Annotated in this window: 24 protein-coding genes; 11 read left to right on the forward strand and 13 right to left on the reverse strand. The window is 73.2% G+C overall.

Annotation, left to right across the window (positions count from 1 at the left end):
• Positions 1–233: 233 nt before the first annotated feature.
• Positions 234–935 carry an exonuclease domain-containing protein gene (locus ACIPYS_RS02970; RefSeq protein ID WP_400742277.1) on the forward strand — a complete coding sequence of 234 codons (702 nt, stop codon included), beginning with the start codon at positions 234–236 and terminating at the stop codon, positions 933–935.
• On the opposite strand, the gene ACIPYS_RS02975 is transcribed toward ACIPYS_RS02970, so the two are convergent.
• From ACIPYS_RS02975 to ACIPYS_RS02985, 3 genes are all read right to left on the reverse strand, one after another.
• Positions 907–1,767, reverse strand: a complete 861-nt coding sequence (locus tag ACIPYS_RS02975; RefSeq protein ID WP_400742280.1) for a DUF3592 domain-containing protein — start codon at positions 1,765–1,767, stop codon at positions 907–909. The genes ACIPYS_RS02970 and ACIPYS_RS02975 overlap by 29 nt on opposite strands.
• Positions 1,768–1,864: 97 nt before the next feature.
• Positions 1,865–2,758 (reverse strand): phosphotransferase enzyme family protein, encoded by an 894-nt coding sequence (locus ACIPYS_RS02980; protein ID WP_093862493.1) that lies wholly within the window; start codon positions 2,756–2,758, stop codon positions 1,865–1,867.
• Positions 2,759–2,892: 134 nt separating this feature from the next.
• On the reverse strand, positions 2,893–5,178 hold the full coding sequence (locus ACIPYS_RS02985; RefSeq protein ID WP_400742852.1) for an MMPL family transporter: 2,286 nt from the start codon (positions 5,176–5,178) through the stop codon (positions 2,893–2,895).
• A 566-nt stretch (positions 5,179–5,744) separates the two neighbouring features.
• Here ACIPYS_RS02985 and ACIPYS_RS02990 point away from each other — a divergent pair.
• The 8 genes from ACIPYS_RS02990 to ACIPYS_RS03025 all read left to right on the forward strand — a co-directional run bounded on the left by ACIPYS_RS02990 (position 5,745) and on the right by ACIPYS_RS03025 (position 14,577).
• The gene (locus ACIPYS_RS02990; RefSeq protein ID WP_093862494.1) at positions 5,745–7,931 is read left to right on the forward strand and encodes an MMPL family transporter; all 2,187 of its coding nucleotides are present in this window, start codon (positions 5,745–5,747) and stop codon (positions 7,929–7,931) included.
• 321 nt (positions 7,932–8,252) lie between these two features.
• Positions 8,253–8,459, forward strand: a complete 207-nt coding sequence (locus ACIPYS_RS02995) for a cold-shock protein (RefSeq protein WP_030391310.1) — start codon at positions 8,253–8,255, stop codon at positions 8,457–8,459.
• 157 nt (positions 8,460–8,616) lie between these two features.
• The gene (locus tag ACIPYS_RS03000) at positions 8,617–10,302 is read left to right on the forward strand and encodes a DEAD/DEAH box helicase (protein WP_093862495.1); all 1,686 of its coding nucleotides are present in this window, start codon (positions 8,617–8,619) and stop codon (positions 10,300–10,302) included.
• A 210-nt stretch (positions 10,303–10,512) separates the two neighbouring features.
• Entirely contained in the window at positions 10,513–11,061 is a 549-nt protein-coding gene (locus tag ACIPYS_RS03005) for an RICIN domain-containing protein (RefSeq protein ID WP_400742287.1), read from the forward strand.
• A gap of 177 nt (positions 11,062–11,238) precedes the next feature.
• Positions 11,239–11,970, forward strand: coding sequence for a ricin-type beta-trefoil lectin domain protein (locus ACIPYS_RS03010; protein WP_093862497.1), 732 nt, complete (start codon positions 11,239–11,241; stop codon positions 11,968–11,970).
• 264 nt (positions 11,971–12,234) lie between these two features.
• Positions 12,235–12,960 carry a ricin-type beta-trefoil lectin domain protein gene (locus tag ACIPYS_RS03015; RefSeq protein ID WP_093865196.1) on the forward strand — a complete coding sequence of 242 codons (726 nt, stop codon included), beginning with the start codon at positions 12,235–12,237 and terminating at the stop codon, positions 12,958–12,960.
• 45 nt (positions 12,961–13,005) lie between these two features.
• Positions 13,006–13,764: a ricin-type beta-trefoil lectin domain protein gene (locus ACIPYS_RS03020; protein ID WP_400742292.1), complete on the forward strand. Its 759-nt coding sequence runs from the start codon at positions 13,006–13,008 to the stop codon at positions 13,762–13,764.
• Positions 13,765–13,818: 54 nt separating this feature from the next.
• On the forward strand, positions 13,819–14,577 hold the full coding sequence (locus ACIPYS_RS03025) for a ricin-type beta-trefoil lectin domain protein (RefSeq protein ID WP_231977829.1): 759 nt from the start codon (positions 13,819–13,821) through the stop codon (positions 14,575–14,577).
• A 15-nt stretch (positions 14,578–14,592) separates the two neighbouring features.
• Here the strand turns inward: ACIPYS_RS03025 and ACIPYS_RS03030 are convergent, their stop codons facing one another.
• Positions 14,593–15,216, reverse strand: a complete 624-nt coding sequence (locus ACIPYS_RS03030; protein ID WP_400742296.1) for a TetR/AcrR family transcriptional regulator — start codon at positions 15,214–15,216, stop codon at positions 14,593–14,595.
• A gap of 145 nt (positions 15,217–15,361) precedes the next feature.
• Between ACIPYS_RS03030 and ACIPYS_RS03035 the strand changes: the two genes are divergently transcribed.
• Entirely contained in the window at positions 15,362–16,030 is a 669-nt protein-coding gene (locus ACIPYS_RS03035) for an FMN-dependent NADH-azoreductase (RefSeq protein ID WP_400742299.1), read from the forward strand.
• Between the two features lie 5 nt (positions 16,031–16,035).
• Entirely contained in the window at positions 16,036–16,359 is a 324-nt protein-coding gene (locus ACIPYS_RS03040; protein WP_400742302.1) for a DMT family transporter, read from the forward strand.
• A gap of 35 nt (positions 16,360–16,394) precedes the next feature.
• Here the strand turns inward: ACIPYS_RS03040 and ACIPYS_RS03045 are convergent, their stop codons facing one another.
• The 9 genes from ACIPYS_RS03045 to cysC form a co-directional block, all read right to left on the reverse strand.
• On the reverse strand, positions 16,395–16,808 hold the full coding sequence (locus ACIPYS_RS03045; protein WP_400742305.1) for a type II toxin-antitoxin system VapC family toxin: 414 nt from the start codon (positions 16,806–16,808) through the stop codon (positions 16,395–16,397).
• Positions 16,805–17,032 carry a hypothetical protein gene (locus ACIPYS_RS03050; RefSeq protein ID WP_159425026.1) on the reverse strand — a complete coding sequence of 76 codons (228 nt, stop codon included), beginning with the start codon at positions 17,030–17,032 and terminating at the stop codon, positions 16,805–16,807. Before ACIPYS_RS03050 ends, ACIPYS_RS03045 begins: the two co-directional genes overlap by 4 nt.
• A gap of 40 nt (positions 17,033–17,072) precedes the next feature.
• Positions 17,073–17,888 carry a sirohydrochlorin chelatase gene (locus ACIPYS_RS03055; RefSeq protein WP_400742309.1) on the reverse strand — a complete coding sequence of 272 codons (816 nt, stop codon included), beginning with the start codon at positions 17,886–17,888 and terminating at the stop codon, positions 17,073–17,075.
• A 10-nt stretch (positions 17,889–17,898) separates the two neighbouring features.
• Complete coding sequence (locus ACIPYS_RS03060; RefSeq protein WP_093862504.1) at positions 17,899–18,810, reverse strand: ABC transporter permease; 912 nt, start codon at positions 18,808–18,810, stop codon at positions 17,899–17,901.
• Complete coding sequence (locus tag ACIPYS_RS03065; RefSeq protein ID WP_093862505.1) at positions 18,797–19,600, reverse strand: ABC transporter ATP-binding protein; 804 nt, start codon at positions 19,598–19,600, stop codon at positions 18,797–18,799. The genes ACIPYS_RS03060 and ACIPYS_RS03065 overlap by 14 nt, the downstream gene beginning before the upstream one ends.
• 163 nt (positions 19,601–19,763) lie before the next feature.
• Entirely contained in the window at positions 19,764–20,945 is a 1,182-nt protein-coding gene (locus ACIPYS_RS03070) for an aliphatic sulfonate ABC transporter substrate-binding protein (RefSeq protein WP_400742314.1), read from the reverse strand.
• 254 nt (positions 20,946–21,199) lie between these two features.
• On the reverse strand, positions 21,200–22,546 hold the full coding sequence (locus ACIPYS_RS03075) for a sulfate adenylyltransferase subunit 1 (protein WP_400742317.1): 1,347 nt from the start codon (positions 22,544–22,546) through the stop codon (positions 21,200–21,202).
• Entirely contained in the window at positions 22,546–23,502 is a 957-nt protein-coding gene (gene cysD / locus ACIPYS_RS03080; RefSeq protein WP_400742321.1) for a sulfate adenylyltransferase subunit CysD, read from the reverse strand. The genes ACIPYS_RS03075 and cysD overlap by 1 nt, the downstream gene beginning before the upstream one ends.
• Positions 23,499–24,098, reverse strand: coding sequence for an adenylyl-sulfate kinase (gene cysC, locus ACIPYS_RS03085; RefSeq protein WP_400742324.1), 600 nt, complete (start codon positions 24,096–24,098; stop codon positions 23,499–23,501). Before cysC ends, cysD begins: the two co-directional genes overlap by 4 nt.
• Between the last annotated feature and the right edge of the window lie 17 nt (positions 24,099–24,115).

The raw sequence follows: 24,115 nt of genomic DNA on the forward strand, positions 1-24,115 counted from the left end.
AGGAGTCCGCTACCGGGGAGCCCGCGCCCCCGGCCCGCCGTGACCGGCGGGCCGGGGGCGCGGACGCGTTCGCGGGGTCCGCTGCCGGGGCCGCCCGTGACCGGCCGGCCGGGGGCCGGGGGCGGGTGCTGCGGGGCTCCGGCGGGCGGGGGTGCGGGCCCCAGCGGCCGGATTGTCGGAGGGGCGGGTGATGATAGGGGCTGTTCGAGTGGAGGACGGAAGGACGCATTCCTATGAGCTGGTGGCAGCAGCCACTGGTCGGCTTCGACCTGGAGACCACGGGTACCGACCCGGCCGTGGACCGGATTGTCACGGCCGCCCTCGTGGACACCGTCGGGGACCGCCGGCTGGATGCCACCGGGTGGCTGCTCGACCCGGGGGTGCCGATCCCCGCCGAGGCGGCGGCGATCCACGGGATCGGGGACGACCTGGCGCGGGCCAAGGGGCGGCCCGCCAAGGAGGCGGTGGACGAGATAGCCGGCGCGCTGTGCGCCCGGCTCGCCGAGGGGCGGGCGGTGGTGGCGTTCAACGCCCCGTTCGACCTCTCGATGCTCGACGCCGAGCTGCGCCGGTACGGGCTGCCGGCGCTGGCCGAGCGGCTCGGCGGGCCGGTCGTGCCGGTGCTCGACGCACTGGTGATCGACCGCGCGGTGGACAAGTACCGCAAGGGCTCGCGGACCCTGCAGCGGGTCTGCGAGGTGTACGGCGTCGAGCTGACCGACGCCCACGAGGCGGGCAGTGACGCCCTCGCCGCCGTCCGGGTCGCGGTGGCCCTCGCCGAGCGCTACCCGGACCAGGTCGGCGCCGTCCCGGTGGCCGAGCTCCACGCCCGTCAGGTCGACTGGCACCGGGCCTGGGCCGAGGACCTCCAGGCCTGGCTCCGCCGGGCCAAGGACCCGGAGGCGGTCATAGACCCCCGCTGGCCTCTGCGCTGATCCCGCCCCCGAGCAGCAGGGCCTTGGCGGCGGCGAACTCGGCGGCGTCGAGGGCGCCCTCGCGCCGGAGCGCGGCGAGGCGTTCGAGGGCGGACACGACACCGCCGTCCTGCGGGGCGGCGGTGCGGGCGGCGATGGTGACGTGGAGGTTCTCCGGATCGTCGGGGTGGTAGCGGACCTCGGCGCCGTCGCCGGGGCGCGGGGCGCGGCCGGGCGGGAAGGTGTCGACGGTGGCGGCCGTGCGGTCGGCTCCGTCGGCGGTGCGGAAGCCGACGGTGACGCGCAGCTCGGGGTCCTCGTCGTCGGCCGCCCCGGTGCCGGTGACGCGGGTGATCAGGGCCGGGACGGTGATGCCCTCCCGGTCCAGCCGCTCCTGTCGTCCGGCGGCCAGCCGGTGGGCGCGCCAGCGCCGGGCGCCGTGCCGGTCCAGGGCGGCGGTGAGCAGGGCGAGCGGGAGGACGGGCGCGAGCAGCCAGGGCCGGGCGGTCCCCTCGGCGAGGGCCGCGCCGAGCAGGCCGGCGGCCAGGCAGCCGAGCAGGACGCCCCGGTCGGAGGTGGCCGAGGGCTCGGTGGTGGGGGCGTCGCCGTGGGCGGTGGTGGCGGCGGCCACCAGGGCGGCCAGCCAGAGCAGCGGCCCGAGGACGAGCAGGAGGACGGTGGGCAGGGCGCCGCAGTGCCGTTCGGGGCCGCAGGCGTCGGCGGCGAACGCCCGGACGGCGCCGGTGGCGGTGAGCCAGCCGGTGGCCGCGGTGAGGACGGCGGTGACGGCGAGTCCGACGATCCGGCCGCGGCTCAGGCGCGGTCCGAGGGCGATGGGGCGATCGGTGGCCATGGGCCGGAGTGTAGGGGGATCCGGCGAACTCCCGGGGGCGTGCCCGCGACGGTGGTGACCGTCCCGCGCCACCGCGCGCGGGACGGCCGACCGGGCGTCAGAACGGGTACCAGCGCACCTCGGTGGCGCCGGTCCGCAGCGAGTCCACCCGGCGCCGGAACTCGGCCAGTGCCGCCGGGTTGCCCGGTGCCTGCTGGGCGACCCAGGAGGCGCTGGCCGTCTCCCTGGCCCCGCGCAGCACCGCGAAGCCGGGCCACTCGCGCACGTCCCAGCCGTACGCCGCGGTGAACTCCCGGTAGTCCGCGTCCGGCACGCCGTACCGGTCGTGGCTGAGCGCGAGCACCACCAGGTCGTGCTCGCGCAGGTCGTGCGCGACGAACTCCAGGTCGAGCAGGACGGGCCCGTCCGGGCCGACGTGGACGTTGCGCGGCAGCGCGTCGCCGTGGATCACCCCGGTCGGCAGGTGCGGGACGAGCGCGGCCGCCGCGGCGGCGAAGGAGTCCCGGCGGTCGCGCAGGAAGTCGACGTCGGCCGGGTCGACGTGGCCCTCGGCGGAGGCGAGCCAGCGCTCGACGGGGGCGAGCAGGTCGCGGCGGCCGAGCGCGAACGGCGGCTCGGGCAGCCGGTGCACGGCGTGCAGCAGCGGGGCGAGGTCCACCGGGCGGGCGGGCCGTTCGGCGGGGGCGAGCCGGTGCCAGAAGGTGACCGGGTGCCCTTCGGCGAGCCGGGGCCCGGCGGGCACCGCGTCGTACGGGCGGACCACCGGGACGTCGTGGCCGGCCAGCCAGTCGGCGACGGCGAGTTCACGGCGGGCCCGGTCGCGCAGTTCGGGCGCGCGGCCGACCTTGGCGACCACGGCCGGGTCGCCGAGGTCGAAGACGGCGTTCTCGCCGAGGGCGAGCAGCCGGGCGCCGGTGGGTTCGGGCAGGCCGGCGGACTCGCAGGCACGGGCGAGCAGCAGCCGCGCCCGCCCCTCGTCGAAGCGGTGCATGAGGGTGTCGGTTTCCTTCGTGACAGCCGGGTGAGGGTGGGCGATCATTCTGGCAAACGGGTGCCGGGCCCCGCGCGACGCGGGGCCCGGCGGTTGTCCGGGGTCTGCGGGCCCGGGGGCCCGACGGGGAAGGGTCAGACCCCGATCCGGCGGTGCCGGGCCTGCGGGACGCGCGGTTCGTCGGTGCCGGTGCCGGTGCCGGTGCCGGTGCCATGGCCAGTGGCAGTGCCGGCGGCCGGGGCGGGCGGAGCACCCGCGCCGAGCGGCGGGACGCTCTCCCCGTGGGAGAAGTCGGGCAGCCAGGCGAGCCAGCGCGGCAGGTACCAGTTGCGCTCGTCGAGCAGGGTCATCACCGAGGGCAGCAGCACCGCGCGGATGATCGTCGCGTCGATCAGCACCGCGACCGCGAGGCCGACGCCCATCTGCTTCATGGCCTGCATGGAGAGGGTGCCGAAGACCGCGAAGACCGCCACCATGATCACGGCCGCGCTGGTGACCACCCCGGCCGTGGAGCGGATGCCGTGGGCGATCGCGACCCGGGTGGGCAGGCCCCGGTCACGGCCCTCCTTGATCCGGGAGACCACGAAGACGTGGTAGTCCATCGACAGGCCGAAGAGGATCACGAAGAGGAACAGCGGCACCCAGGACTCGACCGCGCCGACGCCCGCGGTGCCGAGCAGCGAGGCCCCGACGCCGTGCTGGAAGACCAGCGTCAGCACCCCGTACGCGGCGCCGACCGAGAGCAGGTTGAGCACCACGGCGGTGCCGGCGACGGCCAGCGAGCGGAAGGAGGTGAGCATGAGCAGGAAGGCGAAGGCGACCACGAAGCCGAAGACCACCGGTATCGACCCGGTCATCTTGGCGTTGAAGTCGTAGGAGCCGGCGGTGCGGCCGGTGACCGGGGCCTCGGTGCCGGGCACCGCGAGCACGGTGGCGGGCACGAGGTCCTCGCGCAGGGTGCGCAGGGCGGCGTTGCTGACCTCGTCGTTGCCGCTGCCGTTGAGCGGGATGTCGACGGTGGCCACGTTCTGCTCGGGGTGGACGGTGACGTCGACCGGTCCGTGCATCCGGCCGGAGGCCAGCGCGCGGGCCTGGAGGTCGGCGATCGCGGCGGTCATCGCGGGGGAGTCGATGTCGGTGGCCCTGATCACCACGGAGGCGGGCGCGGGGCTGCCGGGGAAGGCGGCCTCGATCTTCTGCGAGACGGCGACCAGCTCGTTGCCCTTCGGCAGCTGCTGCTGGAAGGTCAGGTTGGCGGTGTGCATGGTGAGCAGCGGCGCGGCCAGGCCGATCAGCACAGCGCCGGACAGGGCGGCGGCGGCCAGCGGGCGGCGCAGCACCGGGGTGAGCACGGCGTTCCAGAAGCGGCCGCCGCCGGTGGCGGCGTCGGGGCGGCGCAGCCGGTGCAGGAAGGGCACCCGGCCCTTGTCGACCCGGTCGCCGAGCATCGAGAGCAGGGCGGGCAGCACGGTGAGCGAGCCGAGCACGGCGGTGACGACGACCACGATGGTGGCGTAGGCCATGGCCTTGAACTCGGCGATGCCGGTGAGGAACATGCCCGCCATGGCGATCACCACGGTGACGCCGGAGACCAGCACGGCCCGGCCGCTGGTGGCGGCGGCGATCCGCAGCGAGGTGTCGAGGTCGCGCCCGGCCGCCCGCTCCTCGCGTTCGCGGCGCAGGTAGAAGAGGCAGTAGTCGACGCCGACGGCGAGGCCGACCAGCAGCATCACCGAGCTGGCGCTGTTGCTGGTGTGCAGGATCCCGCTGCTGAGGGCGACGAGTCCGCCGGCCGCGACGAAGGCGGTGATCGCGAGCAGGACGGGCAGGACGGCGGCGACCAGCGCGCCGAAGGCGACCAGCAGGATGCCGAGGGCGAGCGGGACGGCCGTCCACTCGGCCCGGGCGAAGTCGTCGGCGAACTGCTCGTCCATCCACTTGCCGGAGCTGGCGTCGCCGAGCTCCACCACGGTGAGGTCGGGGTGCTGCTTCTGGACGGCGGCGACGGCGTCGACCACGGCGCCGACGTTGGCGGTGGCCTCCTCGTGGTCGCCCCGCACGGTGAGCTGGACGAGCGCGGAGCGGCCGTCGGCGGAGACGGCCCTGGTGTCGTAGGGGGAGCGGACGTCGGTGGCCTTGCCGGTGCCGTTGACCCCGGCGATCACCTGGTCGACGACGGCGCGGAAGGCGGGGGCGTCGGCGGTCCGGTCGGTGCTCTGGATCAGGACGGTCTCGGTGGACGGGGACTTCAGTCCGGCCCGGTCGAGGATCTCGGCGGCCCGGGAGACCTGGCCGGGCATGGCCTCGGCCTCGTCGACCTGGGTGCTGCCGTGCAGGCCGCCGAGGAAGGTGGCGAGGACGACGAACAGCAGCCAGCCGAAGACGGCGGTTTTTCTGTGCCGGGCGCTCCAGGCGCCCATGGCGGCGGCCATGCCGGGCTTGGTCTTCACGGTTCCCCCAGGAAGAGCGGCCGGCGCCGGTGGCGGGCGCGGGCCGGGTGTACGGCGGTGGTCGGCCGCCGGAGTGGGCGCCGGGTGCGGTCCGGCGTCGTGATCGACCCTAGGGAAGCGCGTGTTGACGGGGTATCCGGCTGGCGGGGGAGTGCGCCCTGTGGTCCTCCTCGGGGGTGGGGTGGGGTTTTCCCTACCCGTCTACCCTGATATCTCCTCCTGGGGTCAGGGGAGCAAGCTCCACCCTGAGGGGGAGCCGTCTCCACCCCGAGTACGAGGTCAAGCCGGTCCTCCGCACGCGAAAATGGCTCGGGGACACTTCGCGGCGTCCCCGAGGGGGTCGGACTGCGGCATCGGGTCACGGGGAAAACTGCTTGCCGGTCGGCTAGCAAGTGACCGTAGGATGAGCCCCTCCGAGTACTTACCTGCCGACCGGCTAGACCTGTGCCCCGCACAAGTCGGGCCGATCCGATCCGTCGCCCGACGTCCCGTCCCCCAAGGGCTGCGGTGAACCATGCCCAGGAGGCATCACGAGCATGTTCCACCGACTAGGACATTTTGTCGTCCGTCGCGCCTGGTGGGTGATCGCGGCGTGGGTCGTCGCGATGATCGCCATCGCCGTCTCGGCCCCGAAGATCACGGCCCAGACCGACGAGGCCGCGTTCCTCCCCAAGCACTACGAGTCCATCCAGGCCGCGCAGTTGCAGGAGAAGGCGTTCCCGTCGAGCTTCACGCCCTCCGCGCTCGCGCTGTTCGAGCGCAACGACGGCGCCCCGCTGACGGCGGAGGACAAGGCCGCCGCGGCGAAGATCGTCCAGGGCCTCACCGACAAGAAGATCGAGCACGTCGAGCAGATCGTCCCGGTCAGTGACCAGACGACCTCCAAGGACGGCAAGTACGCGCTGGCGCCGATCGCGATCGACAAGACCACCCAGAACTCGGAGAAGTTCGGCGAGGTCGCCAAGGAGATCCGTACCGAGGGCAAGAAGCTCGCCGAGGGCACCGCGCTGAAGTACCAGCTCGGCGGCCAGGCCGCCCAGCAGCTGGACCAGCAGGAGTCCTCCGGCGCGGCCGATGCCGTCATCGGCATCAGCAGTGTCGTCCTGGTCGCGATCATCGTCGGTCTGATCTTCCGCAGCGTGCTGGCCGGCCTCCTGCCGGTGCTGCTCTCGCTGATGATCGCGATGCCGACCGCGAACGGTCTGATCGCCTACGCCACCAAGGCCTTCGACCTGAAGTCCACCCCGGTGCTGTCGGCGATCCTCATCGTCGTCGTGCTCGGTGTCGGTACCGACTACTTCCTGTTCCTCGCCTTCCGCTACCGCGAGCGGCTGCGGGCGGGCGACACCCGGCAGGAGGCCGTGGTCAACGCCGTCTCCCGGGTCGGCGAGGCGATCGCCTCCGCGGCCGGCGCGGTCACCGTCGCCTTCGCGGTGCTGGTCCTCTCCAGCCTCGGCATGTTCAAGGCGCTCGGCCCGGCGCTGGCCATCGCGGTCGTCGTCACCGCCTTCGCCTCGCTCACCCTGGCCCCGGCCGTGCTCACGGTCATCCCGGCCCGCGGCGTGTTCTGGCCCGGCAAGAAGTGGATGCACGAGCCGAGCGACGCCCGGTTCGCCGCGCTCGGCCGCGTGGTCGAGAAGCGGCCGGCCCTGGTGGCCGTCGCCTCCGGCGGTGTGCTGCTGGCCCTGACCGCCGGCGCCCTCAACTACAACGGCACCTTCGACCTCGCGGGCAGCTCCATGCCCAAGACCGCGGAGTCGATGGTCGTCCAGGACAAGCTGGTCAACGGCTTCTCGGCCGGTGCCGCGGACCCGACGCACGTCTACCTGACGGCCGACGGCGGCGCGAAGCTCGACCAGGGCGCGTTCGCCGGTTACGCCGCCAAGCTCGGCGCCGTCCCCGGCGTCGCCGACGCGCCCGCGACGCCGCAGCTCAGCAAGGACGGCGCGACGGCGGACTTCACCGTGCTGCTCAAGCACGAGCCGTCCAGCAACGACGCGATCGACACGGTCACCGAACTGCGCGAGGTCGCCCACGCCCAGGCGCCGTCCGGGACCGATGCCAAGGTCGGCGGCATCACCGCGATCTACAAGGACATCAACCTGGCGATGAGCCACGACTACAAGCTGGTGTTCCCGATCGCGGGTCTGCTGATCCTGCTGATCCTGGCCCTCCAGCTGCGCAGCGTGGTCGCCCCCTGGTACCTGATGGCCTCGGTGGGCCTCGGCTTCACCGCCACCCTCGGCTCCTCGACCCTGCTGTTCCAGAACATCAAGGGCGAGCACGGCATGATGTTCATGCTGCCGATCCTGATCTACCTCTTCGTGGTCGCGATCGGTACCGACTACAACATCCTGATCATCGCCCGACTGCGCGAGGAGGCCCGGGCGGGCCGCAGCCCGCGCGAGGCGGCCCGCGAGGCGGTGCGCCACGGCGGCCCGACCGTCGCGGCGGCCGGCTTCATCCTGGCGGTGTCGTTCGCGACATTCATGCTCGCGGGCAACATCTTCATGCTGGAGTTCGGCTTCGGCATGGCCTTCGGCATCGCGCTGGCGGCCTTCGTGATGGCGATGTTCTTCACTCCGGCGCTCACCGCGCTGGTCGGCAAGGCGGCCTGGTGGCCCGGTCACGGTGGCGACGCCACCGGTGACCACGGCGCGGCCGTTCCGCCGGCGGGCGCGCACAGCGCCCACGGTCTGCCGGAGTCGGCCGGACGGCGCTGACCGCCCGTTCCGCCGGTCGCCAGAGACCGCTGGTCAGACAATCAGGCAAACGGCGCCCGCCTCACGGCGGGCGCCGTTTGCCCGTTCCGCCGATCCGGCAAACGTGATCTGCGCGGCAGAAACTCCCCGGTCAATCGGGGTGCGGACGTGCTAGAGTCGACTCAGTTGCAGTTTTGGTTCCCATGAACGTATGTGTGCGCCTGCTGGTACCAACCAACAGGCGCATTTGTTTTGTCCGGTGTTTCAGCCTCCGGATGGGGATCGCGGCTACTTGGGGTCCACGAGGTGTGGGCTCCGATGCCCCAGTTAGAGGAGACGGTTATGGCTACCGGCACCGTGAAGTGGTTCAACAGCGAAAAGGGCTTCGGCTTCATCGAGCAGGAGACTGGCGGCCCGGACGTGTTCGCCCACTACTCGAACATCACGGCTCAGGGTTTCCGTGAGCTGCTCGAGGGCCAGAAGGTCGAGTTCGACGTCACCCAGGGCCAGAAGGGCCCGCAGGCCGAGAACATCCGCGTCATCGGCTGACGTCAGCCTCCGCTGACGCGCGATTTCGCGTAGCGAGGGCCCGCACCGCACGGTGCGGGCCCTCGCCCATGCCGCCGAACGGCCGGGGCGGCGAACTCCTTTCCGACGGCCGGACCAGCCCCTCACCCGGGGCTGTCACGCTCTGGACGGAGATCCCGTGACCACCCCTGCCCAGCCGCACCGCGACGGCGGTCGTTCCCGCAAGCCCCGCACCGGCGCCCCCCGCACCGGCGGCGCCCCGCGTACCGGTGCCCCGCGCACCGGCGCCTCCTCCCGGCCCCCGCGCCGCAACGCCCCCCGGGTCGCCGAGCCCGCCGAATTCACCGTGGTCGAGGGCACCCCGGCCCGCCCGCCGGCGGCGAGCTTCGCCGAGCTGGAGCTCCCCAAGGGCATCCTGAGCGCGCTGACCCGCCAGGGCGTCACCGAGCCGTTCCCGATCCAGGCCGCCACCCTCCCCGACTCGATCGCCGGGCGCGACGTGCTCGGCCGGGGCCGCACCGGCTCCGGCAAGACGCTGGCCTTCGGCCTGTCGCTGCTCGCGCGCACCGCCGGCCGCCGGGCCGACGCCCGGCACCCGCTGGCGCTGGTGCTGACGCCCACCCGCGAGCTGGCCCAGCAGGTCACCGAGGCCCTCACCCCGTACGCCACCGCCGTCAACCTGCGGATCGCCACCGTCGTCGGCGGCATGTCGATCACCCGGCAGGCCAACGCGGTGCGCCGCGGCGCCGAGGTCCTGGTCGCCACCCCCGGCCGACTGGACGACCTGATCGGGCGCGGCGACGTCAACCTCTCCGACGTCGCGATCACCGTGCTCGACGAGGCCGACCAGATGGCCGACATGGGCTTCCTGCCGCAGGTCACCAAGCTGCTGGAGCAGGTCGCCGAGGGCGGGCAGCGGATGCTCTTCTCCGCCACCCTGGACCGCAACGTCGACCGGCTGGTCAAGCGCTTCCTGAACGACCCGGTGACCCACTCGGTGGACCCGTCGGCCGGTGCGGTCACCACCATGGACCACCACCTGCTCCAGCTGGACCCGGCGGACAAGGCGTCCACCACCGCCCACATCGCCTCCCGCGACGGGCGCGTGATCATGTTCGTGCACACCAAGCACGGCGCGGACCGGCTCGCCAAGCAGCTGCTGGCCAACGGCGTGAAGGCGGCCGCCCTGCACGGCGGCAAGTCCCAGCCGCAGCGCAACCGGGTGCTCGACCAGTTCCGCGACGGCCACGTCACCGCGCTGATCGCCACCAACGTCGCCGCCCGCGGCATCCACATCGACGGCCTCGACCTGGTCGTCAACGTCGACCCGCCGATCGACCACAAGGACTACCTGCACCGCGGCGGCCGCACCGCCCGGGCCGGCGAGTCCGGCACCGTCGTCACGCTCGTCCTGCCGGACCAGCGGCGCGAGGTCAGCCGGCTGATGACGGTGGCCGGGATCCGTCCCACCACCACGAAGATCCGCCCGGGCGACGTCGAGCTCACCCGGATCACCGGTGCCCGCACCCCGAGCGGTGTGCCGGTCACCGTGGCCGTGCCCGCGCCGGCCGCGCCGGCCCAGGCCGCCGGCGGCGAGGGCGGGGGCGCCGGGAAGACCTCCGCCCCGCGCCGGCGCTCCGGCAAGCGCTCCGGGCTGCCGACCGACGTCGACATGAACGGCAACCCGCGCCGGCCCCGGCCCAAGCAGCGCACCGGCGCCGCGGCCGGCGGCGGTCAGGGCGGCGGCGCGTCGCGCCAGGCGGCCGGCTTCATCGGCCGCTCCTCCGGGCGGGCGAAGCCGGGCAGCGGCTCCAAGTCCGGCTCCAACTACGGCACCGGCCGCCAGCGCCGCCAGGGCGACTGACCGACCCGACGTCCGACGGCCCGGCTCCCCCCACGCGGGGGAGCCGGGCCGTCGGCGTATACCCCCCTGGGGGGAACTCCGTGGATCCGCATTGACGGCACACGGCCGACCCCGAAGGCTGACCGGCGGGCCCGGCAGACCGGTGGGCCGTCAACTCGACCGCCCTGGCGCACGGTTGGCCTCGGCGGCGAACCCGGAAAGGGAGTTCCCGTGCGCCGAACCGCCGTGCCGCTCGCCGCTCTGCTGCTGGCCGCAGCCGCCACCCTGGCCGCCCCGGCCGTCACCCTGGCCGCCCCGACCGCCGCCGGGGCGGCCCCGCCGTCCTCCGGGGCGCCGTCGGCGGTCACCGCCGGCGACCTGCCGGGGCCGTTCGTCCAAGGGGCGTTCGTCGGCTACCTCGACAAGTGCCTGACGGTGCGGAACGACTCGGTCGCCCGCTTCCTCCTCGCGCTCTACTACCCCTGCCGGGGCGCCGCGGACCAGGTCGTCAAGGTCGCGGTCGGCGGGACGCTCCAGCACCGCGGGTACTGCATGATGCCCGAACCCGGCCGCTGGCGGCGCGAGACCCCGGTGGTGTTCTCCCAGTGCCTCGGCACGCTGGAGGAACAGTGGGAGTTCCGGGCGGACGGCACGATCCGCAACCCCTGGACCGACCTCTGCCTCGACGTCCCGCGGGCCACGGGCCGGGACGGCGTCCAGCTGATCCTCTGGGACTGCGTCGGCGGTGCCAACCAGCGGTGGCGCGTCGTTCCCTCCTGACCGGGTCCGCGGCCGGGCCAGGCCGCGGCGTGGCCGGGGTGGCGGATAGTCACCCCCGCCCGGTTGACCGTGTGCACGCGTCACCGGGACGCTCTCCGGTGGCTCTCGTGCCCGCCGCTCCGGCCCCGCACCCGAAGGGCCGGGCGGCCGCCGCCCCGTCTCCGGAAGGACCTTCCGATGCGCCGCACCTCCGTGCTCCTGACCGCCGCCGCCGTGCTCGGCGCGGCCGCCTCGTTCTCCGTCCCGCTCGCCGCCCCGGCCGCCGCGGCCCCGGCGGCTGCCGGCTGCCAGGCCTATGTCGTCCCGGCGATCAACAATGCCGCGGGGACCTGTTCCGGGATCGACCCGCGACAGAGCTGGGCGGTCATGGCCAGCTGCGACTACTGGGACTACAACCACGTTCGCCGCAGCCGTCCGACCGCCAGTGCCCTGATGCTCGGCGACGGCACCGCCTACGCCCCCTGCGGCCTCACCGAAGACATCGTGAGCCCCTTCATCTACTACGGGGAGCTCGTCCCCAACGGCCCGGTCGGGCCGATCAGCGGCTACGCGGGCAAGTGTGTGGACGTGAAGAACGGCACCTCGGCCGACCGCACACCCGTGCAGATCTTCGCCTGCAACGGCACCGCCGCCCAGCAGTGGAAGATCGCCGAGGACGGGACGATCCGCGCCCTGAACAAGTGCCTGGACGTGGCCGCCGCCGGGACGACGAACGGCACCAAGGTGCAGCTGTACACGTGCAACCGCACCGGCGCCCAGCAGTGGCGGGTCCGCGCGGACGGCTCGATCCTCAACCCGGCCTCCGGCCGCTGCCTGGACAACCTCGGCTTCTCCACCACCGACGGCAACCAGCTCGGTATCTGGGACTGCAACGGCCTGGAGAACCAGATCTGGCACGTCCCCGCCTGACCCCGGCGCCCGCGCGTGCGTGCGGCGGCGGGCCGGTGGTTTCCGGACGGATCGTCCGGGGCCCCGGCCTGCCGTCGCTTCCGCACGTCCGTTCGTACCGGTGCCCGTCCGTGGACGGATCGTTGGCGTGATCATCTCCCCCCGTTGTTGACCGTGGGCACGCATCCCCCCGAGGCTTCACGCGTCCCGCACAACCGGTACACCGTCATCACGGTTCCCGGCCGGCGGGCAGACCGGTTCATCGTCTTCGGAAGGACCTTCCTGATGCGTCGTACCGCCGCGCTCCTCGGCTCCGCCCTCCTGCTGGGCGGGGCCGCCGCCCTCGCCTCGCCCGCCACCGCCGCCCCGGCCGCGGGGAACTGCTACGCCTACACCGGCGCCTGGAACGCCTACGGCGTCTGCAACGGCAGCGACCCGCTCCAGGGCTGGTACGTCACCGCCACCTGCCAGTCCTGGAACGTCGACCACACCGTGCCGTTCTACCGCACCGCCATCGGCGGCCTGGTGTTCGGTGACGGCACCTCGGTCGCCTCCTGCGGGATCAACGACACCCTGAGCTTCCCGCACATCGTCTACGCCGGCCGCCTCCCCACCCAGCCCGCCGGTCCGGTCGGCCCGATCACCGGCTACGCCGACAAGTGCGTGGACGTGAAGGGCGCCAGCAGTGCCGACCGCACGCCGGTGCAGATCTACGACTGCAACGGCACCAACGCCCAGCAGTGGAAGATCGCCGTGGACGGCACCGTCCGTGCCTTCAACAAGTGCCTCGACGTCACGGGCGCGGCCACGGGCAACGGCACCAAGGTCCAGCTGTACACCTGCAACGGGACCGGTGCCCAGCAGTGGCAGGTCCGCGCGGACGGCTCGATCCTCAACCCGGCCTCCGGCCGCTGCCTGGACGACCTGGGCTTCTCCACGGAGAACGGCAACCAGCTCGGCATCTGGGACTGCAACGGTGCCGCCAACCAGGTGTGGCACGTCCCCGCCTGACCCGTGTCGTTCCCCCCGCCCCCGCGACCTCCCAGGAGCTTCCCCGTGCGCCGTACCGCCGCCCTGTTCGCCACCGCCCTGCTCGCCGGGGCCGCCGCGCTCACCGCGCCCGCCGCCCACGCGGCGGGGAGCACCGCCCCGCAGGCCACCCCGCCCGCACCGGTCGCGAACGCCGCGGCCGCGCAGAACTGTTCCATTACCGGCTTGGTCTACGGCGCCACCGGGACCTGTACCGGCCTCGACCCGAACCAGACCTGGAGCGTCGGCGGCTGGTGCCAGGCCTGGGAGAACGGTTTCCCGGTCACGAAGCCGCTCTTCGGGCCGACGGCCGTCGGTGACGGCACGGTCGGCGCGTCCTGCGTCATGGGCGGGACGGTGGCCTTCGTCCAGATCGTGTTCGGCCCCACGCCCCCGGCCGGGCCGACCGGCCGGATCACCGGGTACGCGGACAAGTGCGTGGACGTGCGCGGCGGCAGCAACGGCAACAGCACCCCGGTCCAGATCTGGGACTGCACCGGCGCCGCCGGCCAGCAGTGGAAGGTGGCGGCGGACGGGACGGTCCGCGCCCTCGGCAAGTGCCTGGACGTGCAGGGCGGCCGGACCGGCCAGGGCACCCTGGTGCAGATCTACGACTGCAACGGCACCGGTGCCCAGCAGTGGCAGGCCCGGCCCGACGGTTCCCTGCTCAACCCGCAGTCCGGCCGCTGCCTGGACGACCTGGGCTTCTCCACCACGAACGGCAACCAGCTCGGCATCTGGGACTGCAACGGCGCCGCCAACCAGGTCTGGCACCTGCCGGCCTGATCGCTGTTCGGCACTGAACCGTCCCTCTCCTCCTCACCCCCCGGGAGCATCACCGTGCGCCGAGTCGCCGCCCTGTTCGCCACCGCCCTGCTCGCGGGCGCCGCCGCGCTCACCGCGCCCGTCGCCCACGCGGCGGGGAGCAGCGCTCCGCGGGCCACCCCGCCCGCGCCGGTCGCGGACGCCGTGGCCGCCGAGAACTGCTCGATCAGCTATGTGGCCTTCGGGGCCACCGGGACCTGTACCGGTCTCGACCCGAACCAGACCTGGAGCATCGGGGGCTGGTGCCAGGCCTGGGAGAACGGCTTCCCGGCCATGAAGCCGCTCTGGAGCCCCACGACCGCCGGTGACGGAACCCTGGGCGCGTCCTGCATCCAGGGCGGGATGCCGTACTCCGCCCAGGTCGTCCTCGGACCCAGGCCGCCGGCCGGTCCGACCGGCCGGATCACCGGGTACGGCGACAAGTGCGTCGACGTCCGGGGCCAGAACCAGGCCAACGGCACGCCGGTGCAGATCTGGGACTGCCTCGGCACCGCCGGCCAGCAGTGGCGGATCGGCGCCGACGGCACCGTCCGCGCGCTCGGCAAGTGCCTTGACGTCAAGGGCGGCAACACCGCCCTGGGCACCCCGGTGCAGATCTACGACTGCAACGGCACCGGCGCCCAGCAGTGGCAGGCGCGGGCGGACGGCTCGCTGTACAACCCGCAGTCCGGCCGCTGCCTGGACGACTACCAGTTCTCCACCAGCAACGGCAACCAGTTGCTCATCTGGGACTGCAACGGCTACGCCAACCAGGTCTGGCACCTGCCGGCCTGAGCCTCCCGGCCTCGCTCAGCCCCGGCCCAGCACGCCGTGGGCCAGGGCGGCGAGGCCGGCCGTGATCCGCTCGGGGGTGACGCCGGCCGCGCGCTGGTGGCGGAACAGCTCCGGGGCGAGCGGCGCGAGCAGCTGGTCGGCCAGGACCTCCGGGTCCGGCCGGCCGGCCTCGCGCACCAGGTGGGAGACGTGCAGCCGCCAGAACGCGTGGGCGCCGGTCCGGTAGCGGGCCTCGCCGGTCTCGGCACCGAGCACCAGGTGGACGTGGGTCTCCAGCAGTTCGACCATCGCGGCGTAGAAGGCGGCCAGCCGGTCGGCCGGGGCGGGGTCGCCCCCGGCGCCCGGGTCGCCGGGGCCGAGCGGGGGCGCGCCGCGCAGCAGCTTCTCCTGGAGGGCGCGTTCGTGCTCGTCGAGCAGGGCGCGGGCGATCGAGGCGCGGTCGGGGTAGCGGCGGTAGAGCGTGCCGCGGCCGATGCCGGCGGCCCGGGCGATGTCGTCCATGGTGACGGCGGCCGGGTCGCCGTCGGCGAAGAGCCGCTCGGCGGCGGCCAGCACCTTGGCCCGGTTGCGGGCGGCGTCGGCCCGCTCGCGCGGCGGCGGGCCGTCGGCCAGGGGGAGCTCGGTCGGCTCGGTCGTCATGAGGAGCAACGGTAGAGCGAAGGTGCACCCAAGGGAAGTGGACACTCTGTCCGCTTCCCTTTATCGTTGGGTGCGCCGACAAGTGGACGCCGTGTCCGCTTGCGTCGGCGGTACCGTCCCGCCCAGACCGCCCCGGGGGTTCACCGTGTCCCACCTCCTGCACCTCGACAGCAGCGCGCGCACCGATTCCTTCACCCGCCGCCTCGGCGCCGCCTTCGCCGACGCCTGGCGCGCCGGCGGGGGCGAGGTCACCCACCGCGACCTCGCCGCCGACCCCGTCCCGCCGATCCGCGAGGGCTGGACCACCATCTGCGACACCCTCCAGCGCGAGGAGATCACCGACATCGCCCGCTACGCCGAGGCGGTCCGCACGGATCAGGAGCGCGAAGCCTGGGCGGTCGTCCGGCCGCTGCTGGACGAACTCGTCGCCGCCGACGCCGTCCTGGTCGGCGCGCCGATGTACAACTTCGGCATCCCGTCCGCGCTCAAGGCCTGGATCGACCAGGTCACCTTCCCCCGGATGGTGCTCGCCCCGCGCAAGTTCGTGGTGGTCGCCGCCCGCGGCGGCGCCTACGGCCCGGGCACCCCGCGCGAGCCCTACGACCACAACGGCCGCTACCTGACCGACTTCTTCCGCGGCCACTACGCGGTCGAGGACACCGAGGTGATCGCCGCCGAGCTCGTCAACTCCCTGGTCGACCCGGCCCTCGCCGGCCGGACCGCCCAGCACCGCGAATCGGTGGCCGACGCGCTGTACCGGGCCGGCGAGCTGGGCACCAAGCTGGTCGGCTACCGCATCCCGAGGGAGGACTGAGCGCCGTGCCGTGGCTCTGGCTCCTGCTCGCGGGGGTGGTGGAGGTCGCCTGGGCGCAGTCGATCGAACCGACCCGCGGATTCACCCGCCTCCCGCAGAGCCTGCTGTGCCTCGTGCTGATGCTGGTCGCGGTGTTCCTGCTCTCCCGCGCGATGCGGGACCTCCCGGTCGGCACCGGCTACGCGGTCTTCACCGGCATCGGCACCGTCGGCACCGTCCTGACCGCCCTCGCCGTCCGCCACGAGGTCCCGTCCCCGACCACCTTCGCCGGCCTCGGCCTGATCACGGCCGGCCTGATCACGGTGCACCTGGGGGCGGGGGCGCAGTGACCGGGCCCACCTTGCGTCGGGGACGGGTGGTTCCGTCAGTCCGGCAGGAGGTGGAAGGCCGAGGTGTGGAGCGGGCGGACGACACTGAAGTGACGACGGTCCAGAGTGGCGATCTCTGTCAGGCCGAGCCTCTCGGCGACGGCGATCACCGAGGCATCCGTGGCGCCGAGCGGGAAGTCGGCGTAGATCTCGACGAGTTCGGCCATCCGGAGGAGATCACTGTCGACGGTCTCGACCTGTCGGAGCTCACCGGCTGCGACGGCACGGAGGAAGGCGGCCTCGGCCTTGCTGCCCATATCGCGTTCGACGATGTAGCAGACCTCGGTGACCACGTACGGGGTGACCAGGAGGTCGCCGGAGTAGCTGTCGAAGAACCGTACACATCGGGCGTGGTTGGCGTCGGTGGCGGCCAGAGTGGCCACCAAGGGGCCGGTGTCGACCAGGATCACTCGTCGACTCCCCGCAGTTCGGAGCGGATGATGCGCTTCGCCTCCGAGCCCAGGTCGGGGTTGGCGCTCACTCCTATTCCCGTGAAGCTCAGCCGATGACGCGGTGGAGCCTCGTCCTCGCCCACCAGGCGGAGGGCGTGTCGGCGGACCTCCTCGGCCTGTTTCGGGTCCAGCCGGTCGATGAGGTCATGGAGCTCGGGGTAGTGGTCGTGGGCGACGCTCATGCCCTCACGATACTGCCGACCGTGCCGGGGGCGGGGCTCTTCAAGCCGTGAGGGCTCGGGGAGTGCGGGTGGGCGTGCGGATCGTGATGCGGGTCGCCGCGTGGGCCTCGTCGTAGCGGGTGAGGAGGAGGCGGGCGAGCTCCGGGGTGGGGGCGAGCACGTCGGCCAGCACGTCGGCGGCGGCCTCGGTGGCGGCCTGGGCGATGCGGTCGGGGAGCAGGCCGGGGGCGAGCAGGTAGGGGGAGATGGCGACCCGTTCGACGGCCGGGGCGCGGCGCAGGGCGGCGACGGCGTCCGGGACGCGGGGCCCGCCGGCGGAGGCGTAGGCGACCTCGACGGCGGCCCAGCCGCGGGTGCGGCGCCATTCGGCGGCGACCGCCCTGGTGACGGCGTCGGCGGCCGGGTCGGAGGAGCCGGCGGCGGCGAGCACGACGCCGGTGCGGGCGCGGGCGGCGGGGGAGGCGAGCTCCGGCGCGGCCTCGGCGAGCCGGCGGTCGAGGGCGGCGAGCAGCAGGGGTGACGGCCCGAGGACGTCCGCGAGCGGCAGGTCGGCGCCGGCCGTGCGGAGGGCGGCGGGGATGTCGTGCTTGGCGTGGAAGGCCCGGTTGAGCAGCAGCGGGACGGCGATCGCGGCGCCGTCGAGCCGCTCCACCACCTGCGGGATGCGCGGTGCGCAGTGGTCCAGGTAGGCGGTGGCGACGTCCAGGTGGGGGCGCAGCCGGTGCAGCAGCGGGACCAGGGCGGCCACCGCGGCGGCGTGCCGGGGGTCGCGGCTGCCGTGGGCGATCAGGAGCAGGGCGGGGCCGCCCGCCGCCACCGGGGTGGCGGGGGCGGCGGACAGCCGTCGTTCGGTCATGCGGGGGGCCTCACTTGACGGCGGCCAGCAGGCCGCGGTTGCGCAGGACCCGGCGCTCGACCGGGGTGAAGACCAGCAGTTCGATGGCGATGCCGACGAACAGGATCAGGATGATGCCGAGCAGGACGCCCGCCATGTCGGAGAACTCGCGCTGGTTCTCCAGGAACCGGCCGAGGCCGAGGCCCAGGTCGGGGGAGGAGGCGACGAGTTCGGCGGCCATCAGCGAGCGCCAGGAGAAGGCCCAGCCCTGCTTGAGTCCGGCGAGGTAGCCGGGCAGCGCGGCCGGCAGCAGGATGTGCCGTGCCCCGGCGAGGCCGGTGGCGCCGATGGTGCGGCCGGCCCGCAGGAACAGCGGCGGCACCTGGTCGATGCCGGCGACCAGGCCGTTGGCGATCGAGGGGACGGCGCCGAGCAGGATGACGGCGTACATCATCGAGTCGTTGATGCCGAGCCAGATGACCGCGGCGGGAACCCAGGCGACCGAGGGCAGCGACTGGAGGCCGGAGAGCACCGGGCCGACCGCGGCGCGCACCGGCCTGACCCGGGAGACGAGCAGGCCGATCGGGGTGCCGATGAGCAGGGCGACCACGAAGCCGGACAGGCCGCGCCAGACGCTGGTCCAGATGATCGAGAACAGCGTGCCCTGGTACCAGAGGTCCTCGGCGGCGTGCCAGACGTCGAGCGGGCTGGGGAGCTTGTAGGCGGAGGTGACGTGCAGGCTGTAGGCGCCCTGCCAGAGGGCCAGCACCAGGAGGACGCCGAGCAGCGGCGGCAGGACCTTCTGCCGCAGCGTTTCGGCGGTGGAGTTGCGCTGGGTGACGACCGCGTCGAGCGCGTCCAGTCCGGCCTCGACGCCGGCGAAGTCGGCGACCGTACCGCCGTGGCCCGATCCGGCCTTGGTGGTGGTGTCAGTGCTGGCCATGGCGGCGGATCTCCCCACGCAGTTCTTCGGTGATCTCGATGGACAGGTCCGCCACGCCGGCGGACTCGATCCGGCGGGGCTGCGGGAGGTCGATCGTCCACTCGCGGGCGACCCGCCCGGGGCGGGAGGAGAGCAGCACCACGCGCTGGGCGAGCCGGACGGCCTCCCGCACGTTGTGGGTGACGAAGAGGACGGACAGCTTCTGCTCGGCCCAGATCCGGGTGATCTCGTTGTGCAGGACGTCGCGGGTGATGGCGTCGAGGGCGGCGAACGGCTCGTCCATCAGCAGCACCTGGCTGCCCTGGGCGAGGGCGCGGGCCATCGCGACGCGCTGGCGCATGCCGCCGGAGAGCTCGTGCACCCGCTTGCCGTAGGAGCCCTGGAGGCGGACGAGTTCGAGCAGGCGCTCGGCCTCGGGACGGCGGTCGGCGCGGGGCACGCCGGCGAGCTTGAGGGCGAGTTCGATGTTCTTGCCGGCGGTGAGCCAGGGGAAGAGCGCGTGCTCCTGGAACATCAGCGCGGGGCGTCCGCCGGGGACCTCGATGCTGCCCGCGGTGGGCTTGTCGAGGCCGGCGACCAGGTTGAGCAGGGTGGACTTGCCGCAGCCCGAGGCGCCGAGCAGCGTGACGAACTCGCCCGGGGCGACGTCGAGGGTGATGTCGTCCAGGACGTGGGTCTGCGCGCCGGGGCGGCCGAAGGTCTTGTGCACGTTCGAGATCCGGACGGCGGGGGCACCGTCGAGGGTGCCGACGCCGCCGGCGTCGTTCGAGGTGGTCAGTGCCGGGCTCATTCCGGGCACCTCCTGCGTGGTGTGGTCTGGCATCTGGCGACGAGGGAGCGGGGCCGGGGGCCGGGCCCCGCCCGACCGTGCTCGGGGCATCGAGCGGGGTTCCGTACGGACGGGCGGGGGCCGGACCTCGGGGTTCGGGCGCGGTACTGCGGTACGGCGGGCGCTACTTGGCGCCGAGGCCGGCGTCCGCGACGGGGCTCTGCCCCTTCTCCTTCAGCACCTTGTTGAGCAGGGAGAGGTCGTAGATGCCGTTCAGGTTCGGCTTCTTGAGCAGGCCCGCGGTGACCGCGTTGTCCGCCTCGGTCTGCAGGGTGGCGGCCAGCGGGTCGTCCAGGAAGTCGATGTCGGCCCAGGCCGGGTCGAGGATGGCCGGCTCCAGCGCGTTGCCGGCCTCCTTCTTGATCGCCTCGTTGGCGGTGGCCTTGGCCTTGTCCGGGTTGGCCTTGATGTAGGCGTTGGTGGTCACCGAGCCGCGCAGCACGGCCTCGACCACGTCGGGGTGCTCGGTGAGGAACTTCTGCGAGACGATGATGTTGGTGATCACGAACTTCTTGTCCGGCCAGATGTCCTTCTCGTTGAGGAGGACCTTGGCGCCGAGGGTGACCAGCTTGGATGCGGTCGGCTCGGGCACCCAGGCGGCGTCGATGGAGCCCTGCTTGTAGGCGTCCGGGGTGACCTTGTTGTCGGAGCGGACCACGCTGACGTCGCCGGCGCCGGACTGGGCGTCGACCTTGAAGCCCTTGCCGGCCAGGTAGTTGAGCAGCGCCACGTCCTGGGTGTTGCCCAGCTGCGGGGTGGCGATCTTCTTGCCCTTGAGGTCGTCCAGCGAGGCGACCTTGTCCGGGTTGGCGACCAGCTTGACGCCGCCGGAGGCCGAACCGCCGATGATCTTCAGCGACTTGCCCTCGGACTTGGTGAAGCCGTTGATCGCCGGGGAGGGGCCGATCCAGCCGATGTCGATGGAGCCGGCGTTGAGCGCCTCGATCTCGGCCGGGCCTGCGTTGAAGACCTGGGTCTTGATCTGGGTGGCGCCCAGCTCCTTCTGGAATATGCCGTCCTGGAGGCCGACCAGCGGGGTGCCGTGGGTGAGGTTGGCGAAGTAGCCGATCCGCACGGTGTCCGCGGAGAGCTTGGCCGCGGCCCCGCTGGAGGCGGAATCGGCGGCGGGGGCGGCGGTGTTGGTCTTCTTGTCGTCGTTCTTGGAGCCGTAGCTGCACGCGGAGAGCAGTGCGACGGCGGTGAGGCCGGCCACGACGGTCACTGCGGAGCGTCTGATCCGGCCGGCGCGGGGGCGAACGGTCGGATGCGGGTCGTGGCCGTGCGACAGTGCCTGGTTCGGTGCCATGGTGAGTCCTGTTCGCGGACGGACCGTCAGGAAGCGGTCTCGGGGCGGAAGTTCGGTCAAGGTTGTGCTTGCGGCACCGTGCGGGGTGCCGGGCAAGCCGGGCCGGCCTGCGGTCGGGGCGGCGGCCCGGTGACAGGGCGCTTCTCAGCCCTGTCGGCCCGCACATCGCGTCAGGCCGCCCTGGCCGCTGCCGAGGACGCCGCTGCCGATGCGGCCGCCTTCCTTGTCCATGCCCGAGAACGCCTCGCTGGGCATCAGACCCAGTCCTCCTCGTCGGGTTCGCTGTCGTCGGTGCCGGCGCTGCCGGCGGTTGCGAAGGCCTCGCCCGCCATGCCGGCGGTGAGGGTGGTGCCGTCGGCCGGGTCGATCAGGAGGAACGAGCCGGTCCGGCGGTTGTCGGTGTAGTCGTCGAGGGCCAGTGGCTCGGCGGTGCGCAGCACCACGTGGCCGATGTCGTTGACGTTCAGGCCGTCGGCGCCGGAGCGCCGCTCGAGGGTGTCGATGTCGATCCGGTAGGTGATCTCCTTGACCAGCGCCCGGACCGTGCGGGTGGTGTGCTTGAGCAGCACCTTGTCGCCGGCGCGCAGGGGACGCTCGTTGAGGTGGCTGACGGTGGCCTCGATGTCCTTGGTGGGGACGGGGGCCGGGCCGGCCGCGATGAGGTCGCCGCGGGAGATGTCGATGTCGTGGGCCAGGCGCACGGTGACCGACTGGGGGGACCAGGCGATGTCGGTGGTGCGGCCGAGTACGTCGATGCCGGTGACGGTGGTGGTGTGGCCGGAGGGCAGCACGGTGACCGGGTCGCCGACCCGCAGCACGCCGGAGGCGAGCTGGCCCGCGTAGCCGCGGTAGTCGGGGTGTTCCTCGGTCTGCGGGCGGATCACGTACTGGACCGGGAAGCGGGTCGGTTCGGCGCTCGGGTCGCTGCCGACGGGGACCGTCTCCAGGTGTTCCAGCAGGGTCGGGCCGCCGTACCAGTCCATGTGCGCGGAGGGTTCGACGACGTTGTCGCCGGCGAGTGCGGAGATCGGGACGGCGAGCACGTCGCCGATGCCGAGGGAGGCGGCGTAGGCGGTGAACTCGGCGGCGATGGCGGCGAAGACCGGCTCCGCGTAGTCGACCAGGTCCATCTTGTTGACGGCGAGGACGACGTGCGGGACGCGCAGCAGGGCGGCGACGGCGGCGTGCCGGCGGGTCTGCTCGACGACGCCGTTGCGGGCGTCGACCAGGACGACGGCCAGTTCGGCGGTGGAGGCGCCGGTGACCATGTTGCGGGTGTACTGCACGTGCCCGGGGGTGTCGGCGAGGATGAACCGCCGCCGGGGGGTGGCGAAGTAGCGGTAGGCGACGTCGATGGTGATGCCCTGCTCGCGCTCGGCGCGCAGGCCGTCGGTGAGCAGCGCCAGGTCGGGTGCCTCCTGGCCGCGGCTGAGGGAGGCGCGTTCGACGGCCTCCAGCTGGTCGGCGAGCACGGACTTGGAGTCGTGCAGCAGTCGGCCGACCAGGGTGGACTTTCCGTCGTCGACGGAGCCGGCGGTGGCGAAGCGCAGCAGCGAGGTGGCGGTGCCGGTCGGGGTCGTGCCGGTCTGGGTGGTGCTCATTAGAAGTATCCCTCGCGCTTGCGGTCTTCCATCGCGGCCTCGGAGAGCTTGTCGTCGGCCCGGGTGGCGCCGCGCTCGGTGAGGCGGCTGGCGGCGATCTCGGCGATGACGGCCCGGATGGTGGCTGCGTCGGAGTCGACGGCGCCGGTGCAGGACATGTCGCCGACGGTGCGGTAGCGGATCAGCCGCCGCTCGACGGGCTCGTCGTCCCTGGGGCCGCCCCATTCGCCGGCGGTCAGCCACATGCCGCCGCGGGCGAAGACGTCGCGCTCGTGGGCGTAGTAGATCTCCGGGAGTTCGATGGACTCGCGCTCGATGTACTGCCAGACGTCCAGTTCGGTCCAGTTGGAGAGCGGGAAGACGCGCACGTGTTCGCCGACGGCGTGCCGGCCGTTGTAGAGCGACCACAGCTCGGGGCGCTGGCGGCGCGGGTCCCAGGCGCCGAACTCGTCGCGCAGGGAGAAGACGCGCTCCTTGGCGCGGGCCTTCTCCTCGTCGCGGCGGCCGCCGCCGAAGACGGCGTCGAAGCGGCCCTTCTCGATGGCGTCGAGCAGCGGGACGGTCTGCAGCGGGTTGCGGGTGCCGTCCGGACGCTCGCGCAGCCGGCCGTCGTCGATGAAGTCCTGTACCGAGGCGACGTGCAGGCGCAGGTTGTGCTCGGCGGCCACCCGGTCCCGGTAGTCGATGACCTCGGGGAAGTTGTGGCCGGTGTCGACGTGCAGCAGCGAGAACGGGATCGCGGCGGGCCGGAAGGCCTTGAGCGCCAGGTGCAGCATGACGATGGAGTCCTTGCCGCCGGAGAAGAGGATCACCGGGCGCTCGAACTCCCCCGCGACCTCGCGGAAGATGTGCACCGACTCGGCCTCCAGCGCGTCCAGGTGGGACAGCGCGAAGGGCGCCCCCGAATTGCGCTCGGGGTCCTCGGCGCGGAGCAGGCTGTCCGTCGCGGTGGTCATGCCAGGCCCCTCTCGGTCAGGAAGACGTGCAGTTCGGCGGCGGAGTCGGCCACCTCGTGGCCCTGGGTCTGCAGCCGCAGCTCCGGGTTCTCGGGGGCCTCGTACGGGTCGTCGACGCCGGTCAGGCCGGAGATCTCGCCGGCCGCCTGCTTCGCGTACAGCCCCTTGACGTCGCGCTCGGCGCAGAGCTCGACCGGGGTGGCGACGTGGATCTCCAGGAACGCGGTGCCGTTGGCGGTGTGCCGTTCGCGGACCGCCGCGCGGGAGTCCGCGAACGGGGCGATCACCGGGGCGAGCACCTTGACGCCGTTGGCGGCGAGCTTCTCGGCGACGAAGCCGATCCGGGTGACGTTGGTGTGGCGGTCCTCGCGGCTGAAGCCGAGTCCCTTGGAGAGGAACTCGCGGATCTCGTCGCCGTCCAGGACCTCGACCTTGTGGCCCTCGGCGCGCAGCCGCCCGGCCAGGGCGAAGGCCAGCGTGGTCTTGCCCGCGCTCGGGAGCCCGGTCAGCCACACAGTGGCGCCGCGCTCGCAGGGACCGGCCGCGGGGGCCGCCTCCGCGGCTCCGGCGGCGGCCGGGGTGTCGGCTGTGGTCACGGTGGAAGTCCTTAGAA

This window comes from Kitasatospora sp. NPDC089913 (genome assembly GCF_044748625.1).
Lineage (GTDB): Bacteria > Actinomycetota > Actinomycetes > Streptomycetales > Streptomycetaceae > Kitasatospora.